The sequence below is a fragment of the Blautia sp. RTP21359st1_E11_RTP21359_211015 genome (assembly GCF_040910705.1).
GTDB classification, from domain to species: domain Bacteria; phylum Bacillota; class Clostridia; order Lachnospirales; family Lachnospiraceae; genus Blautia_A; species Blautia_A fusiformis.
Genome location: NZ_JBDGAB010000026.1, coordinates 12,396 through 28,830 on the forward strand (window position 1 = coordinate 12,396; position 16,435 = coordinate 28,830).

General features: G+C 46.4%; 15 protein-coding genes. 3 read left to right on the forward strand and 12 right to left on the reverse strand.

What is annotated here, in order from left to right:
- Positions 1–93: 93 nt before the first annotated feature.
- The 9 genes from AB5026_RS10330 to AB5026_RS10370 all read right to left on the reverse strand — a co-directional run bounded on the left by AB5026_RS10330 (position 94) and on the right by AB5026_RS10370 (position 7,296).
- Complete coding sequence (locus tag AB5026_RS10330) at positions 94–582, reverse strand: molybdenum cofactor biosynthesis protein B (protein ID WP_015526380.1); 489 nt, start codon at positions 580–582, stop codon at positions 94–96.
- 3 nt (positions 583–585) lie between these two features.
- Positions 586–1,575, reverse strand: a complete 990-nt coding sequence (gene moaA, locus AB5026_RS10335; RefSeq protein ID WP_118608948.1) for a GTP 3',8-cyclase MoaA — start codon at positions 1,573–1,575, stop codon at positions 586–588.
- The gene (gene moaC, locus AB5026_RS10340; protein ID WP_021653088.1) at positions 1,575–2,054 is read right to left on the reverse strand and encodes a cyclic pyranopterin monophosphate synthase MoaC; all 480 of its coding nucleotides are present in this window, start codon (positions 2,052–2,054) and stop codon (positions 1,575–1,577) included. Before moaC ends, moaA begins: the two co-directional genes overlap by 1 nt.
- A gap of 12 nt (positions 2,055–2,066) precedes the next feature.
- On the reverse strand, positions 2,067–4,046 hold the full coding sequence (metG, locus tag AB5026_RS10345; RefSeq protein ID WP_022426573.1) for a methionine--tRNA ligase: 1,980 nt from the start codon (positions 4,044–4,046) through the stop codon (positions 2,067–2,069).
- Positions 4,047–4,464: 418 nt separating this feature from the next.
- Positions 4,465–4,674: a hypothetical protein gene (locus AB5026_RS10350; protein ID WP_059086609.1), complete on the reverse strand. Its 210-nt coding sequence runs from the start codon at positions 4,672–4,674 to the stop codon at positions 4,465–4,467.
- Positions 4,647–5,093 carry a threonine/serine exporter family protein gene (locus AB5026_RS10355; protein WP_021653090.1) on the reverse strand — a complete coding sequence of 149 codons (447 nt, stop codon included), beginning with the start codon at positions 5,091–5,093 and terminating at the stop codon, positions 4,647–4,649. The genes AB5026_RS10350 and AB5026_RS10355 overlap by 28 nt, the downstream gene beginning before the upstream one ends.
- A gap of 145 nt (positions 5,094–5,238) precedes the next feature.
- Positions 5,239–5,994, reverse strand: coding sequence for a threonine/serine exporter family protein (locus AB5026_RS10360; protein WP_021653091.1), 756 nt, complete (start codon positions 5,992–5,994; stop codon positions 5,239–5,241).
- A gap of 252 nt (positions 5,995–6,246) precedes the next feature.
- A complete protein-coding gene (locus AB5026_RS10365; RefSeq protein ID WP_368213274.1) occupies positions 6,247–6,672 on the reverse strand; it encodes a flavodoxin in 426 nt (141 codons plus the stop codon).
- Positions 6,673–6,702: 30 nt separating this feature from the next.
- Entirely contained in the window at positions 6,703–7,296 is a 594-nt protein-coding gene (locus tag AB5026_RS10370) for a DUF3793 family protein (protein WP_022426572.1), read from the reverse strand.
- 382 nt (positions 7,297–7,678) lie between these two features.
- On the opposite strand from AB5026_RS10370, the gene AB5026_RS10375 reads away from it, so the two are divergent.
- Both AB5026_RS10375 and AB5026_RS10380 read left to right on the forward strand, forming a co-directional pair.
- Positions 7,679–8,083 (forward strand): transcriptional repressor, encoded by a 405-nt coding sequence (locus AB5026_RS10375; protein ID WP_015526389.1) that lies wholly within the window; start codon positions 7,679–7,681, stop codon positions 8,081–8,083.
- Positions 8,084–8,190: 107 nt separating this feature from the next.
- Positions 8,191–8,736 (forward strand): NADH peroxidase, encoded by a 546-nt coding sequence (locus AB5026_RS10380; protein ID WP_015526390.1) that lies wholly within the window; start codon positions 8,191–8,193, stop codon positions 8,734–8,736.
- A gap of 88 nt (positions 8,737–8,824) precedes the next feature.
- Here AB5026_RS10380 and AB5026_RS10385 read toward each other — a convergent pair whose 3' ends face one another.
- On the reverse strand, positions 8,825–9,391 hold the full coding sequence (locus AB5026_RS10385; RefSeq protein ID WP_118752642.1) for an HD family hydrolase: 567 nt from the start codon (positions 9,389–9,391) through the stop codon (positions 8,825–8,827).
- Between the two features lie 221 nt (positions 9,392–9,612).
- Between AB5026_RS10385 and AB5026_RS10390 the strand changes: the two genes are divergently transcribed.
- Positions 9,613–10,107, forward strand: coding sequence for an HD domain-containing protein (locus AB5026_RS10390; protein WP_059086603.1), 495 nt, complete (start codon positions 9,613–9,615; stop codon positions 10,105–10,107).
- A 100-nt stretch (positions 10,108–10,207) separates the two neighbouring features.
- On the opposite strand, the gene AB5026_RS10395 is transcribed toward AB5026_RS10390, so the two are convergent.
- Both AB5026_RS10395 and ileS read right to left on the reverse strand, forming a co-directional pair.
- Positions 10,208–12,670 carry a glycogen/starch/alpha-glucan phosphorylase gene (locus AB5026_RS10395; RefSeq protein ID WP_059086602.1) on the reverse strand — a complete coding sequence of 821 codons (2,463 nt, stop codon included), beginning with the start codon at positions 12,668–12,670 and terminating at the stop codon, positions 10,208–10,210.
- Entirely contained in the window at positions 12,670–15,834 is a 3,165-nt protein-coding gene (gene ileS, locus AB5026_RS10400; RefSeq protein WP_368213287.1) for an isoleucine--tRNA ligase, read from the reverse strand. The genes AB5026_RS10395 and ileS overlap by 1 nt, the downstream gene beginning before the upstream one ends.
- Between the last annotated feature and the right edge of the window lie 601 nt (positions 15,835–16,435).

Consider the following 16,435-nt stretch of genomic DNA (forward strand, 5'->3'; position numbering starts at 1 on the left):
CAGCGACGCAGCCGAACAGGCCGCGCAGCGTGTCACCGTACTGGCCCTGCCTCCGTTGGGCGTCCGTTCGTTAGTCTAAGTATACACCACACACTACCGTCCGCATTCTCCAGCATCGCCGGTCAAAATCTCAATCCCATGCCCCAACGCCTCAATAATAACCTCCAGGCACTCCCTGACAGCCTTAGGACTCCCCGGCAGGTTAACGATCAACGTCCCCTTCCGGATCCCGGCCGTAGCCCGGCTCAGCATCGCCCGCTTCGTGATCGTCAGACTAAACGCCCGCATCGCCTCCGGAATCCCCGGCACACGCCGCTCGATCACATCCTCTGTAGCCTCCGGTGTCACATCCCTCTGAGAAAACCCGGTACCACCCGTAGTCAGGATCAGCTCCGCAAGCCCCAGATCTGCGATCTCAGCCATCCGGCTCCCAAGCATCCCACGGTCATCCGGCAAAACATCCACAGAAACAACCTCATACCCGGCCGCCTCCATAATCTCCTTCACAGCAGGACCACTAAGATCCTCCCGCTCTCCTCTGTACCCCTTATCACTAGAAGTGATCACAGCAACTCTCTTCATCACTCAACCTCCGATCTGAGCCATACAAAGCTTCTCCGTCTTATCATCCTTCTGTCTCTCCAGACCTCCGCCAAAAACATGCCCGTCCGGTTTCTCCGCCAAAGCCTCCAGGATCACAGCCTTCAGCACCTCATCCGAACCACCACTGCGGATCACCTCCCGAAGATCCCTTCCCGCCGCATACTGCAGACAAGTCTTCAAAAAGCCCTGAGAAGTCAGCCGGATCCGGTTACACTCCCCACAGAACTTATGGCTCACCGCGCTGATAAACCCGATCTTTCCGGAAAAACCATCCACATCATAATAATGACACGGTCCATTCCCAAGGGGCTCCCCAACATACGGCGAAAACCGCGGAAGCTTTTCCCCAAGGATCCGAAGCAGTTCCTCCTCCGACACCCCATGAAATTCTTTTCCCATCCCAATGGGCATCATCTCAATAAACCGCACATGCACCCTGTGATCCCTGGCAAAAAGCGCCACCCGGCAAAGATCCTGCTCCGGGATCCCAAGAGGCACACAATTGATCTTCAGTGAAATCTCCGGATACTTCATTGCCTCCGAAATCCCTTCCAGCGTCCGCCCCAGTTCATCCCGCCGCGTGATCCTCCTGCTGCAGGCCTCATCCAGCGTATCCAGGCTGATATTCAATCCGTCCAGCCCCGCCCGGGCAAAATCACTCATCTGATCTTTCAGAAGCACACCATTTGTAGTCAGAGTCACCTTCTCGATCCCCGGCATATTTTTCAGTTTTTCCACCAGCTGAGGCATCCGCGGCCGTACAAGCGGTTCCCCGCCGGTCAGCTTGATCTTCCGGATACCCAGCTCTGCCATCACCCGGCAGATCCTCAAAATTTCCTCTTCCTGCAAAATGAGGGAGCGCTCCACATGTTGCACTCCCTCCTCCGGCATACAATAAATACACCTCAAATTACATCTGTCAGTTACGGAAATCCTGAGATAATCAATATTTCTTCCGCACCTGTCTATCATTATTTTTCCTCAAAACGAAAATCTCCGCTTTTGCCTCCTGTTTTTTCTTCCAGATGGATATCAGACATGACCATATGCTTGTCAATTGCCTTGCACATATCATAAATGGTAAGAAGCGCCACCTGAACACCTGTCAGCGCCTCCATCTCCACGCCTGTTTTTCCCTCTGTTTTTACCGTGCAGAATACACGGATCACTCCCGCATCCTCATCGGTCTCAAAATCCACAGAACACTTCTGGATGGGAAGTGGATGGCACATGGGGATTAGCTCAGAAGTACGCTTCACACCCATGATACCTGCCACACGGGCCACACCAAGTACATCACCCTTTTTCACATTTCCGCTTTTTACCGCGGCCATGATCTCCGGGCTTACCTGAATGGAACCCGTGGCTGTTGCCGTACGGTGAGTGACCGGTTTGTCGGACACATCCACCATAACAGCATTGCCGTTTTTATCAAAATGATTCAATTCCATATCTGTCTATACTTAGCAGATCTCAGCGCCTGCAGGCATCTCTTTCTCCGGTACCATCAGGGAAAGATTTCCGTCTGCATCCTCTGCACAGAGGATCATACCCTCGCTGAGGATTCCGGCAAGCTTGGCAGGCTTCAGGTTTGTAACGACCATAACCTTTTTGCCCACCATTTCCTCTGCGGAATAATGAGCCTTGATTCCGGATACGATCTGACGAACCTGGCTTCCGATCTTAACCTGAGAGCAGAGAAGTTTTCTGGATTTCTTAACCTCCTCACAGGCGATGATCTCACCAACCTGGAACTGCAGCTTCTCAAAATCATCGAAAGTGATCTCCGGCTTTGCCTCGATATCGATCACATTCTCTGTTTTCTCCTCTTCTACCTCTTCCTTCGGCTCTTCTTTCGGCTCTTCTTTCTTCGGATGAAGCTTCTCAACCTTCTCAAGAACCTCTTTCAGGTCAAGTCTCGCAAAAAGGATCTCCGGTTTGTCGGTTACGCGGTTTCCTGAAGGATAAAGACCAAACTGCTCCATCTTCTCAAGAGTTCTCTCGTTTGCGTTGAGCTGTACAAGAATACGCTCTGTTGTACGCGGCATAAAGGATTTCAGAAGAGATGCGCCGATGCAGATTCCCTCAACCAGGTTGTAGAGAACGGTTGCAAGACGATCCTGCTTTGTCTCATCCTTTGCAAGTGCCCATGGCATTGTCTCGTCGATATATTTGTTGCAGCGTTTAAACAGAGAGAATACCTCTGTGATAGCATCTGCCACACGAAGCTTGTCCATTTTTGCGGAAACGTTCTTCGGAACCTGAAGGATGAAGCTCTTAAGATCCTCATCAACCGGCTCAGTAACATTCTTATTCTCAACGACTCCGTTAAAATATTTGTTAGACATGGAAATTGTACGGTTTACAAGATTTCCAAGTGTGTTTGCAAGGTCGGAATTCAGTCTCTCAACCATCAGCTCCCATGTAATCACACCGTCATTCTCAAATGGCATTTCATGGAGTACAAAATAACGGACAGCATCTACACCGAAGAACTCAACCAGCTCATCTGCATAGATTACATTTCCTTTGGATTTACTCATTTTTCCATCGCCCTGAAGCAGCCATGGATGTCCGAATACCTGTTTCGGAAGCGGAAGATCCAGAGACATCAGGAAGATCGGCCAGTAAATGGTATGGAAACGAATGATATCTTTTCCGATCAGGTGAAGATCTGCCGGCCAGTATTTGTTGAATTTATCGCTGCTGTTTCCGTCGCAGTCATAGCCGATACCTGTGATATAGTTTGTCAGGGCATCCAGCCATACATATACAACGTGCTTCGGATCGAAATCTACCGGGATTCCCCATTTAAAGGATGTTCTGGATACACAGAGATCCTGAAGTCCCGGAAGAAGGAAGTTGTTCATCATCTCGTTTTTACGGGACTCCGGCTGGATGAAATCCGGATGTGTGTTGATGTAGTCAATAAGCTTATCTGCATATTTACTCATTTTGAAGAAATATGCCTCTTCCTTGGCAGGTACGCATGGACGTCCGCAATCCGGACATTTGCCGTCTACAAGCTGGGACTCTGTGAAGAAGGACTCACATGGTGTACAGTACATTCCTTCATAATGACCCTTGTAGATATCTCCCTTTGCATACATTTTTTTGAAGATTTTTTTGACCTGCTCTTCATGGTCTTTATCTGTTGTACGGATGAATTTATCATAGGATGTGTTCATCAGATCCCAGATGCGTTTGATCTCACCGGAAACGTTATCTACGAATTCCTTTGGTGTAACACCAGCTTCCTCAGCCTTCAGCTCGATCTTCTGGCCATGCTCATCAGTACCTGTCTGAAAATATACGTCATAACCCTGCTGTCTTTTAAAACGTGCGATCGCATCCGCAAGAACGACCTCATAGGTATTTCCGATATGCGGTTTACCGGATGTGTACGCAATGGCAGTGCTGATATAATATCTCTGCTTTTCCATCTTTTCTTTCCTCCATAAATATAAAAATAAATTGTGTACTTACTCATAACGGACTGAAAATATATTCCGTCAAAACAGGAAATTTCCTGTCCGGGGACATTGGAAGATTACCAAGTAATTCTCAGCGACATAAAAAAACGTCTTCTCATACCATAATGATATGAGAAGACGAGTTATTACCCGTGTTACCACTTCTTTTCGCTCCTGCCTCGCGGCAAAAACCTCATCAGGTACAGCAAGCTCTATACCCTTCCGCTATAACAGGCGGTCCTGTCACTGCCTGCCGGTGTCCGTTAAATCGGACATTCGCACTTCGCTTATCGCGTTTAAACCGGTTCAGCAATGCCTCTCCGAAGCCATCTTCCATCTGTGCCTGCACATCCCTCTCAGTCTCGGAACTCCTGCATAAAGTGAACCTTTACCATTCACTCTGCCGCAGATCTATGACCGCAACTGCGTCACAGCCTGCATCTAAAAAGTCCTCCGGGGATTTCCCTGTAGTACGGTGTACACATGTACTCTCTTCTTCCATGAGTTTTCCATATGGGAAAATCGTAACACATTTCCGATGGTTTGTAAACGGGGAATTTCGATACTGTATTACATTCTCCTCTGCCTGTACATCCACCGCCACGCCATCCGGAACGCAATGGTTGTCAGCGTCATTCCTGCTGCCATGCTCACCGCAAAAAGGATCGTATAGATTCCGTCTTTCTGGAATTTTGCCCAGTCCTTCATCAACATCCAGTTCATTGTCCGGTAAAGTGCTGCTCCCGGAATCAACGGAATTGTCGCAGAAACCAGAAATACAGTTACCGGCGTTTTATGAATTCTTGCCATACATTCTGCATACAAAGTAATAGCTACTGTTGACCAGAAACCGCACACATACGGACTTGGCGTTATGAACTCTACTGCCAGATATACAGCCCAGGACAGACATCCACCCAATGCCGCAAACCAGAGTTTTTTTCCATGGATATTAAATAATGCCGCAAAGCCGAGGGATCCTGTGAAGGATACGACCAGCTGTATGATTTCCCGCATATTTTCCTCCTGAATAAATCATAACTACTATCAAATGCTCCCATTATCTGCTGCATTTCGCTACTCCGCAATTGATGCAGTATGTGAACTCCTCATTCACTGCTTATTGCTTTTCGTAACCTTCAAGAGAACTTCCCTGATTCGGTTAAAACAACAGATTCGCCACCGTAAAACCAAGGCCCACGACCAGTGCCAGCAAAAGTGCCTCCATACATCGGATCAAACCTGTAATGGTATCTCCTGAAAACATATCACGCAATGAATTGGTAAATGCAATTCCCGGTATCAGAAGCATGATATTTCCGATACTGATCAGATCCGCATGATGTCCAAGCCCGATCAGAACTGTAAGATTGGAAAGTACTCCGCCGGCTCCGCAGCAAAGAAGCACTGTCAGTAGCGAGTTTAATGCACCTTTTTTTACAAAAGCCTCAAACAGCTTCAGGGCGATACCAATCAGCGCAGAAGCGATCATATCGTTGACATCTCCTCCGAAAAACACAGAAAAAGAACCTGAAATTACAGCATAGATCAAAATCTGCGTTTTAAAAGAATATCCTTGTTTATCCCGGATCTTTTCCAGCCCCTTCTGGATCTCCTCCGGCTTCGGCCGATACTCACAGATGTATCTGGAAAGCTGGTTCAGGTCATCCAGCCGTCCCAGATCATTGGACATTCCCGGCACACGCCGCGTCTGGGTGCAAATACCGAAATCCTCTCCATAAATAGTCGTCACAATACTGGATGTGATAGAAAAAACATCTGCCCGGGTGGCTCCATATGCCAGGCAGATCCGCCGTATGGTATCTTCCACACGTCCAACCTCTGCTCCGCAGCAAAGAAGCTGTTCACCAATTGTCATCGCATAATATAAATACTGTTCCGCTTCCTCCCGCGTCATCCGGCATCCCTCACTTTCCTGCTTTATTTCATTTTTATCTATTTTAGGACACGTAAATATTAAAATCAACAAGGATTTTTTGTCTTAATATTCATTTCTTCTATATTTCCTCAAAGTAATAAGCAGATATTTTCGCTCAAAATAAAACACCACCCGGACAAAAAAGATATCTATCCCTTCTGTCCGGATGGTGTTTGTGTTTGAAAATCCAATGCTCTGCTCAGTTTTTATTTGTTTGAAATCTAATAGATCTTATGCAAGTTTTCCGCCAAGTTCACGGCAAGCTGCAAGTCCTTCATCATCAGGTGTGTTGTTTACAATGAGCCCCTCATCCTCAACAAGCTCAGCACCAGCATCCTTAGCTCTGCCGCACCAGGTTCTCATCCACTCACCATCGCCCCAGTCATAGGAACCAAAAAGAGCCACCCTCTTACCGGACAATTTCCCCTCAAGTTCAGAGAAAAACGGCTCGAACTCACCCTCCTCAAGCTCCTCATCCCCCATAGCCGGACAACCAAGAGCCAGAACATCAAAAGAAAGCGCTTTATCCACATCCGCATCAGCCACTTCCATAATCTCAACATCCGCACCGGCAGCCTTGGCACCTTCCTCAACAGCCTGCGCCATAGCCTCTGTGTTACCTGTAGAAGACCAGTAAATAATTCCTACCTTGCTCATCTCAAAAACCTCCTGTTTTTAAACTTTATATTATACGCACATCTGAGATGTACAGAGATGCTTCATACCAACAACCTGCAAAATCGAATACCCCGCACGGATCTGCGCCGCAGTAAACTCCCGGCACTTATCGTAGCTGTCAAAAATCCTGCGAGCCTGCTCCACATCATCATAAACCTTCCAGTAACCACACATCTTGCAGCCACTGCCTCCGAACTTCCGGAAGCCCTTCACGTCTTCAATGGGATAACCCAGGAAAAGTCCGATCTCATGAGGAAACTCCGTCTTATGAAAAAATCTCTCCTTCAAACGGGCGATCATCTCATCCAAAGAACTATCTATATTATACCCATCCTGAAGCAAAAGTTTCCTGGCTTCATCCTGCTTAAGATATTCCTGCAGCATATCCGGCCGGTACACCAGAAGAAGATAATGCTTCCTGCATCCACAGATGATCTCCATACGGATACCTTCCCGTTCAAGACTCTCCTCATAATCCGAAATGATCTCCGGCAGCTCCGGCATTTTTTCCTTGGAAAAGGAAACAAGATTCGCCGGTTTCATTCCCATTAATACAGGGGAACAATGATAACCCATGACAGATTCAAATTTTTCACAAGTCATTTACATTCTCCTTTACGTTTTAGTTAGATTCTTCTAACTATTGTAAATATACCGCCAAAGTTAGTCTTTGTCAACTTATTTTTAAAAAATTTTCCTTGCGGACTTTTACTGATAAAATCCTATCATTAAGGGCACAATATTCCTTATAACAAACACTCTGTCAGACATCCGACTGCCAGTTCTCACCATTTAACCGAATCAAGTAAGTCCTCTGCAGGGTTGCAAATATCCCCTACACCTGCAGCGTAAAAATACTCATTTACATCCAGCTCATAAAATGAAAATATTTCAGGATAATCATATCCAAACCTCTTGACAAACTTCCCTCTGCCATGTATTATAATATCAGTAACAATTACTATTACTGAAAGGGGGAAACATTATGGCAGCACTTAAATACAGCCGTCAGCGAGAATCCATCAAGGAATTTCTGAGATCCAGAACAGATCATCCAACGGCAGATACAGTATACGAGAATCTTCGACAGATCTACCCGAATATCAGTCTCGGAACTGTCTACCGTAATCTTTCTCTTCTCAGTGACATCGGTGAGATCCGGAAGCTGACCAATTTCGGAAGCGCGGATCGCTACGATGGAAGGGTCGCACCACACTCACATTTCATGTGTACCAGATGCAACCGGGTGATCGATATGCAGTCAGACAGCCTTAACGGAATTCTTGAACAGGCAGCTGCAGAATTTATCCACGGAAAAGTCTTTGACGTAGATGCAAGCTTCTATGGGATCTGCAAGGAATGCCTGAAAAAAGAAGAAAAACAAGCTTGACAAAACAAAGATCACATGGTATCATAAAATAGTAATAATTACTATTATTAATTTAGAAGAAACAAAAACAAACAATATATTTCAAAAAAGAAAAGGAGATCATTACTATGGCTAAATGGGTATGTACAGTATGTGGATATGTTTATGAAGGCGAGCAGGCACCGGAAGCCTGTCCAGTATGTAAAGCACCAGCTTCTAAATTCCAGAAACAGGAAGGCGAGCTCTCATGGGCAGCTGAGCACGTTGTAGGTGTAGCTAAAGGTGTCAGCGAGGACATCCTTGCAGACCTGAGAGCGAACTTCGAGGGCGAGTGCTCTGAGGTTGGTATGTATCTTGCAATGGCTAGAGTTGCTCACAGAGAAGGATATCCGGAAGTTGGTATGTACTATGAAAAAGCAGCTTACGAGGAAGCAGAGCATGCAGCTAAATTCGCAGAGCTCCTTGGTGAGGTTGTAACAGACAGCACAGAGAAGAACCTTCAGATGCGTGTAGAGGCTGAAAACGGCGCTACAGCAGGTAAATTCGACCTTGCAAAACGTGCGAAAGCAGCTGACCTTGACGCAATCCATGACACAGTACATGAGATGGCTAAAGACGAAGCAAGACACGGAAAAGCATTCGCTGGTCTGCTTAAGAGATACTTTGGTAAATAAGAAATCCGCATAAAATCGGAATTTTTACAAGAGGGAACCACGTAAAATGGTTCCCTCTTTTTTAATGTTTCTGATGGAGATGTGCAAATTAGTGTACAGATTTTTCAATCTTCCGCACACTATCTGCTCTTACCTGCTCCCGAAGCTCCGTCAGATAATCTGAGAATTTCACCTGTTCATTTCCGTAGGTCATCTGCAGGTTATATTCCAGTGGGATCCAGGTTTTGATGTCGGATTCATTGTGCTGGATCAGCGCTTCCAGTTTGTCCAAAGCTTTGTAGATTCTGGATTCCAGAGTCTGCTGTGCTTCCATTTCCTGATACAGTTCTGCCATCTCTTTATCAAATGGTTCCGGCAGAGTTTTCACCCATTCACCCAGCACATCGGCTTCTTTTTCTGAATCTTTTACTGTTTTTTCAAAAGCTGGGATATCCCCGGTAAAAGCTTCTCCCATATCATGGATCAGACACATTTTCATGATCTTCAGAAGATCTGCCTCCGGAAACTCGTCGCTGACAAAATATGCCATCAGAGAAATTCTCCAGGAATGCTCCGCAACACTCTCCCGCCTGCCTCCGGATGTATAGCAATGACGCACTGCATCTTTTAATCGTTCTGCAACAGAAAGTACTTCAATCAGTTTTTCTGGTTTCATATTCGTTCTCTCTCCTCCGTCTTTTCATAATATTTTCACTGACACCAATTCTGTTCATTACTATACCATATCTCCGGTCATGGAAAACAGATGAAAAACAGAAGATTCCATTCTGAAAAAATTTGTCTCAACTAATTTATAAAAAAAATATAAACTTTATTGCATTTTTCTCCATAATCGTCATAATGAAATTATAAACAAAAGAAAGAAGGTGATTGCCGATGGATATCACGGTGTCGGATGAGGTCTCACAGGAATATCATGCGCTTGTGAAGAACATCCTCTGTAACAGAGAGTTCCTGAAGCTGAGCCTGTACACCCACCACCAGTGGACCACACGGCTCATGCACAGTATCAATGTTTCTTACCTCTCCTGGTTCATTGCCAGGAAGCTGGGATGTGACGAGAAAGCCGCCGCAAGGGCAGGACTTCTCCACGATTTCTGTCCCTATGACTTCAAGGCGGAGACACCGACCGGTGAGCATCAGGCGTTTTATCACCCGAAGGCTGCCGCAGACAACAGTGCCGCACACTTTGATGTCACAGACAAAGAGCTGGATGCGATACTCTCACATATGTTCCCTCTGGGACCTCTTCCACGCAACAGAGAAGCCTGGATCATCAGCTTTGCCGATAAAGCCTGCGCCATCGCGGAAGGCTGCCATATCGCCATTGCACTGGCCAGGCGGAACCGGATCGTCATCAATCCGGCATAATTTCCACACAAAAAAAACAGGGCCGTCGCCACTTCTGACGCGCCCTGTTTTTGTGTGGAAATTATTTTATGGTAATACTTTGCAGATTACTTTCTATATCTTAGTTCTCTTTCACAATAACCTTATCCAGATGCCAGATATCATCTACATACTCCTGGATAGTTCTGTCGGATGTGAACTTACCGCTGCATGCTGTATTGAGAAGTGCCATCTTAGCCCAGCGTTTCTCATCCTTATATGCTTCCTCAACACGCTTCTGTGCCTCTGCATAGGAACGGAAGTCGCCAAGGATGAAGTACTGGTCAGGTCTCGGCATGTTGCGTTTGTCGAGAAGTGAATTGTAGATGTCACGGAACATCTCTGTATCGCTGGAGAAGGTTCCGTTGATCAGCTGCATCAGTACCTGACGGATCTCCGGATCTGTGTTGTAGATGAAGTCCGGATCGTAACCGCCGTTGTTCTCATAGTTGATGATCTGGTCGGAGCTCATACCGAAGATAAATGCATTCTCCTCGCCAACCTCCTGTACAATCTCAACGTTAGCACCATCCATGGTTCCAAGTGTCGGAGCACCATTCAGCATGAATTTCATGTTACCTGTACCGGAAGCCTCTTTACTTGCTGTGGAGATCTGCTCGGAAACATCTGCTGCCGCAAAAATGATCTCAGCGTTGGATACACGGTAGTTCTCGATGAATACAACCTTCAGCTTGCCGTTGATGGAAGCATCATTGTTTACAACATCTGCCACACAGTTGATCAGCTTGATGATCTTCTTTGCACGTGCGTAAGCTGCGGAAGCTTTTGCACCAAAGATAAATGTTCTTGGATAGAAATCCATCTCCGGATGTGCCTTGATCTGGTTGTACAGATAGATCACATGCAGGATGTTAAGAAGCTGACGTTTGTACTCATGAAGTCTCTTAACCTGGATATCGAAGATAGAGTGCGGGTCAACCTCAACACCATTGTGCTCCAGGATATATTTTGCAAGACGCTCTTTGTTCTTGAACTTGATGGTCATGAACTCCTGAAGAGCCTTCTCATCGTCTGCGTAAACTTTAAGCTTGGAAAGCTGGGAAAGATCTGTGATCCAGTCCGGTCCGATCTTGTCCGTTACCCAGTCAGCCAGAAGCGGGTTTCCATGAGCAAGGAAACGTCTCTGTGTGATACCGTTTGTTTTGTTGTTGAACTTCTCAGGCATCATCTCATAGAAATCCTTCAGCTCCTGATTCTTGAGGATCTCGGTATGAAGGCGTGCAACACCGTTTACAGAGTAGCCTGCAACGATCGCAAGGTGAGCCATCTTAACCTGTCCGTCATAGATGATCGCCATCTTCTTGATCTTCTCGAAGTTTCCAGGATATTTCTGCTGGATCTCAAGAATGAAACGACGGTTGATCTCCTCGATGATCTGGTATACACGCGGAAGCAGTCTGGAGAACAGCTCGATCGGCCATTTCTCAAGTGCCTCGGACATGATGGTGTGGTTGGTGTAAGCACAGCATTTTGTTGTGATATCCCATGCCTGATCCCAGCCAAGACCTTCCTCATCGATAAGAATACGCATCAGCTCTGCAACTGCAACTGTCGGATGAGTATCATTCATCTGGAATACAACCTTCTCATGAAGCTTGGTAATGTCATCGTGTGTTTTCTTATATTTGGCAATCGCTGCCTGAAGGCTGGCAGATACGAAGAAGTACTGCTGTTTCAGACGAAGCTCTTTACCTGCCATATGGTTATCATTCGGATAAAGTACCTCAACGATAGTACGTGCAAGGTTCTCCTGCTCTACTGCGTTGTGATAATCACCCTTGTCAAAAGAGTCAAGGTTGAAGTCTACGATCGGCTCTGCGTCCCAGATACGAAGTGTGTTTACAACATCGTTGTTATAACCTGTGATCGGCATATCGTAAGGAACAGCCTTAACTGCCTGATATCCTTCATGGATGAATTTATTCTCGTTCTTCACCGGATCCCACTCAACGCGTACATATCCGCCGAAATGAACCTCTTTTGCATACTCCGGACGACGGAGCTCGAAAGGATAGCCGTTCTTCAGCCAGTTATCCGGTGCCTCTACCTGATAACCGTCACGGATCTCCTGCTTGAACATACCATAACGGTAACGGATTCCGCATCCGTATGCACAGTAGTTGAGAGTTGCAAGAGAATCCAGGAAGCATGCTGCCAGTCTTCCGAGTCCACCGTTTCCAAGAGCCGGATCCGGCTCCTGGTCTTCGATGCAGTTAATGTCAAGTCCAAGCTCCTCAAGAGCCTCCTTAACCTCGCCGTATGCACCAAGGTTGATCAGGTTGTTTCCAAGGGCACGGCCCATAAGGAACTCCATGGACATATAATATACGATCTTCGGATCCTGTTTTTCATACGCCTTCTGGCTCTTGAGCCAGTTGTCAATGATCACGTCCTTCACAGTGTAGCTTACAGCCTGAAAGATCTGCTCCTGTGTAGCCTCTTCCAGTGTTTTTCGATAAAGGAATTTTACGTTTTCTTTTACACTTTTTTTGAATTCCTCTTTCTCAAACTGCTTGTCAATCATTAGTTTTCCTCCTGTACTTTGGATACTCCCAGTGTTACAGCCTCTTTATTGATGTTCCACTCCTTGGTGTAACCCTCTGCTTCTCCCAGAATAATGTTTTCTGCCAGTACTTCACGTTTGATCTCATCCTGGTTTGCTTTCATGATATCCATGATCTTATCGTTATCTTTTGCATAGACAATGATCTTGTCCATGACTTCGAAACCAGCCTCTTTACGCATAGTCTGAACCTTGCTGATGATCTCGCGGACAAAGCCCTCCTGGATCAGTTCGGGTGTAAGGTTTGTATCAAGGACAACGGATGTCTCACCGTCTGTCTCTGTCACATAGCCCTCGCTCTGGGCTGTTTCGATCAATAAGTCTTCCTCTGCAAGCTCGACTCTGTTTCCGTCAATGTCAAGAACGAGAACACCATTATCTCTCAGCTCTTTCATTGCTGCGGTTCCGTCGATCTCGGAGAGTGCGTTACGGATGCCGTTCAGAAGCTTGCCGTATTTCGGTCCTACTGTACGAAGCTGCGGCTTGAAGCTGTAGGAAATGAAGGACTCTACATCATCTGCGAATTTCACTTCTTTTACGTTAAGCTCATCTGCGATGATATCTGTGTAGAATTTATCCATAGCTTTCTCAGCCTTTACATACATGGTTCCGATCGGCTGACGGTTCTTGATGTTTGCGGTATTTCTGCATGCACGTCCGAGAACAACGATCTCAAGAAGCTCTTCCATGTTTGCCTCAAGATCCTTGTCGATCCATGCCTCGTTTACCTCCGGGTAATCGCAAAGATGGATACTCTCCGGAGCATCTGCATCAATGCTTCTTACAAGGTTCTGGTAGATATCCTCAGTCATGAACGGGATCATCGGAGCTGCAGCCTTTGCAACTGTTACCAGTGCTGTGTAAAGTGTCATGTAAGCATTGATCTTATCCTGCTCCATGCCCTTAGCCCAGAAACGTTCACGGCTTCTTCTTACATACCAGTTACTCATATCATCAACAAATTCCTGAAGTGCTCTTGCAGCCTCCGGAATCTTGTAGGAACCAAGATCTGCATCGACAGTCTTCACCATGGTATTCAGCTTGCTGAGCAGCCATTTATCCATAACCGGAAGCTTATCGTAATTTAAAGTATATTTAGTCGCATCAAAATTGTCAATGTTCGCATACAGTACGAAGAATGCGTAGGTGTTCCACAGAGTGCTCATGAACTTTCTCTGTCCCTCTACAACTGCCTTTCCATGGAAACGGTTCGGAAGCCATGGAGCACTGTTGATGTAGAAATACCAGCGGATCGCATCTGCGCCGTATTTGTTCAGTGCATCAAACGGATCTACTGCATTTCCCTTGGACTTACTCATCTTCTGTCCGTTCTCATCCTGTACATGTCCCAGAACGATTACATTCTTATACGGAGCCTTATTGAAAAGCAGTGTGGACTCAGCAAGAAGGGAGTAGAACCATCCTCTTGTCTGGTCAACAGCCTCGGAGATGAAGTCTGCCGGGAACTGCTGCTCGAACAGGTCTTTATTCTCAAATGGATAATGATGCTGTGCAAAAGGCATTGCTCCAGAATCGAACCAGCAGTCGATTACCTCCGGTACACGGTGCATGGTCTTGCCGCAATCCGGACACTTCATGGTGATATCATCAATGTATGGACGATGAAGCTCGATGGTCTTCGCACGCTCGTCACCACTCTTCTCATAGAGATCCTGGCGGCTTCCTACGGATTCCATATGTCCGCACTCACACTGCCAGATATTCAGTGGTGTTCCCCAGTAACGGTTTCTGGAAATACCCCAGTCCTGAACGTTCTCAAGCCAGTCACCGAAACGTCCCTTACCGATGCTCTCCGGAATCCAGTTGATAGTATTGTTGTTACGGATCAGATCATCCTTTACTGCAGTCATCTTGATGAACCAGGACTCACGTGCATAGTAGATAAGCGGTGTGTCACATCTCCAGCAGTGCGGATAATCATGCTCGAATTTCGGTGCATCAAAAAGCTTGCCCTCTTTGTCAAGGTCTGTGAGAACCATCGGGTCCGCTTTCTTTACGAATACACCTGCGTATGGTGTCTCTTTGGTCATGTTACCCTGTCCGTCTACGAACTGTACGAACGGAAGGTCATACTCACGTCCGACACGGCTGTCATCCTCACCAAATGCAGGTGCGATATGAACGATACCGGTACCATCGCTCATGGTAACGTAGCTGTCGCAGGTTACGAAGTGAGCTTTTTTGTGCTGTTTTGCTGCTGCCTCTCCTGCACATGCAAAAAGCGGCTCGTATTCTTTACGCTCAAGGTCTGTTCCTTTGTATTTCTCAAGAATCTCATATGCAGGCTCGTCATCCTTTGCAAGCTTGCCGAGAACTTTGTCCAGAAGCGCCTCTGCCATGTAGTAGGTATAGCCGTCTGCAGCTTTTACCTTGCAGTAGATCTCATCCGGGTTTACACAAAGTGCAACGTTGGATGGAAGTGTCCATGGTGTTGTTGTCCATGCCAGGAAGTATGCGTCCTCACCAACAACCTTGAAACGTACGATCGCAGAGCGCTCTTTAACAGTCTTGTAGCCCTGAGAAACCTCCTGTGCGGAAAGCGGAGTTCCACAGCGTGGGCAATAAGGAACGATCTTAAAGCCTTTATAAAGAAGACCTTTTTCCCAGATCTCTTTCAGCGCCCACCACTCGGACTCGATGAAATTGTTGTCATATGTTACATACGGATGCTCCATGTCAGCCCAGAAACCAACGGTAGAGGAGAAATCCTCCCACATTCCCTTGTATTTCCATACGCTCTCCTTACACTGCTGAATGAACGGCTCCATTCCGTACTCCTCAATCTGCTCCTTGCCGTCAAGGCCAAGCTTCTTCTCAACCTCAAGCTCAACCGGAAGTCCGTGAGTATCCCATCCTGCTTTTCTCGGAACCATGTACCCCTTCATTGTACGGTATCTCGGAATCATATCCTTGATAACTCGTGTCAGAACGTGTCCGATATGTGGCTTACCATTTGCGGTAGGCGGTCCGTCATAGAATGTGTATGTCTCGCCCTCTTTACGGCTGTCCATACTCTTTTCGAAAATCTTGTTGTCTTTCCAGAATTTCTCGACTTCTTTTTCACGGTCAACAAAATTCAGATTCGTGTCAACTTTACGATACACAATATTTACCTCCTGTGTCTGATTACTGGCTGCTGCCTCATCTGTAAGGCCACAGCGGATTGTTTCTTCACAGATACCTGTTCGTGCCAATGCTTCGGGCACTTATAAAAAAAGACCCCATCCTGTAAAAGGACGAAGTCTGATTCGCTGTACCACCTGTTACATTATACGGGCCTGTGTCCGGATCCCTGCGTCTTCTGCTGTGTTCTTATGCTCTGTGTTATGGCGCGGGCTGTTGTTCCATGTCTGTTCATGGCGGACAATTCTTTGTATCTGCCGATATATGTTCCCTGTAACGGAGGAAATCCGTCAGTTCTTACTTAATGATCATCTGTATATCAGATATTCTTCCGGCTGCTGCCGGACAACTTCGGAACTGAAGCTCAAGAGTGATATTCCGCCATATTTACTCGTCCCGGGCTCCCACCATCCCCGGTTCGCTGCAAGCTTTCCATATGGCCTACTGTCTCCATCACAGCTTTTTCTATATACGCTGTCTATTATAGGTTGGGGAAAATCCATATGTCAAGTGTTTTCATGGATTTTTCTTATTATATGTATGTTCACTTCTTCTTAATGGAATTTTCACAGACTGCAAGTG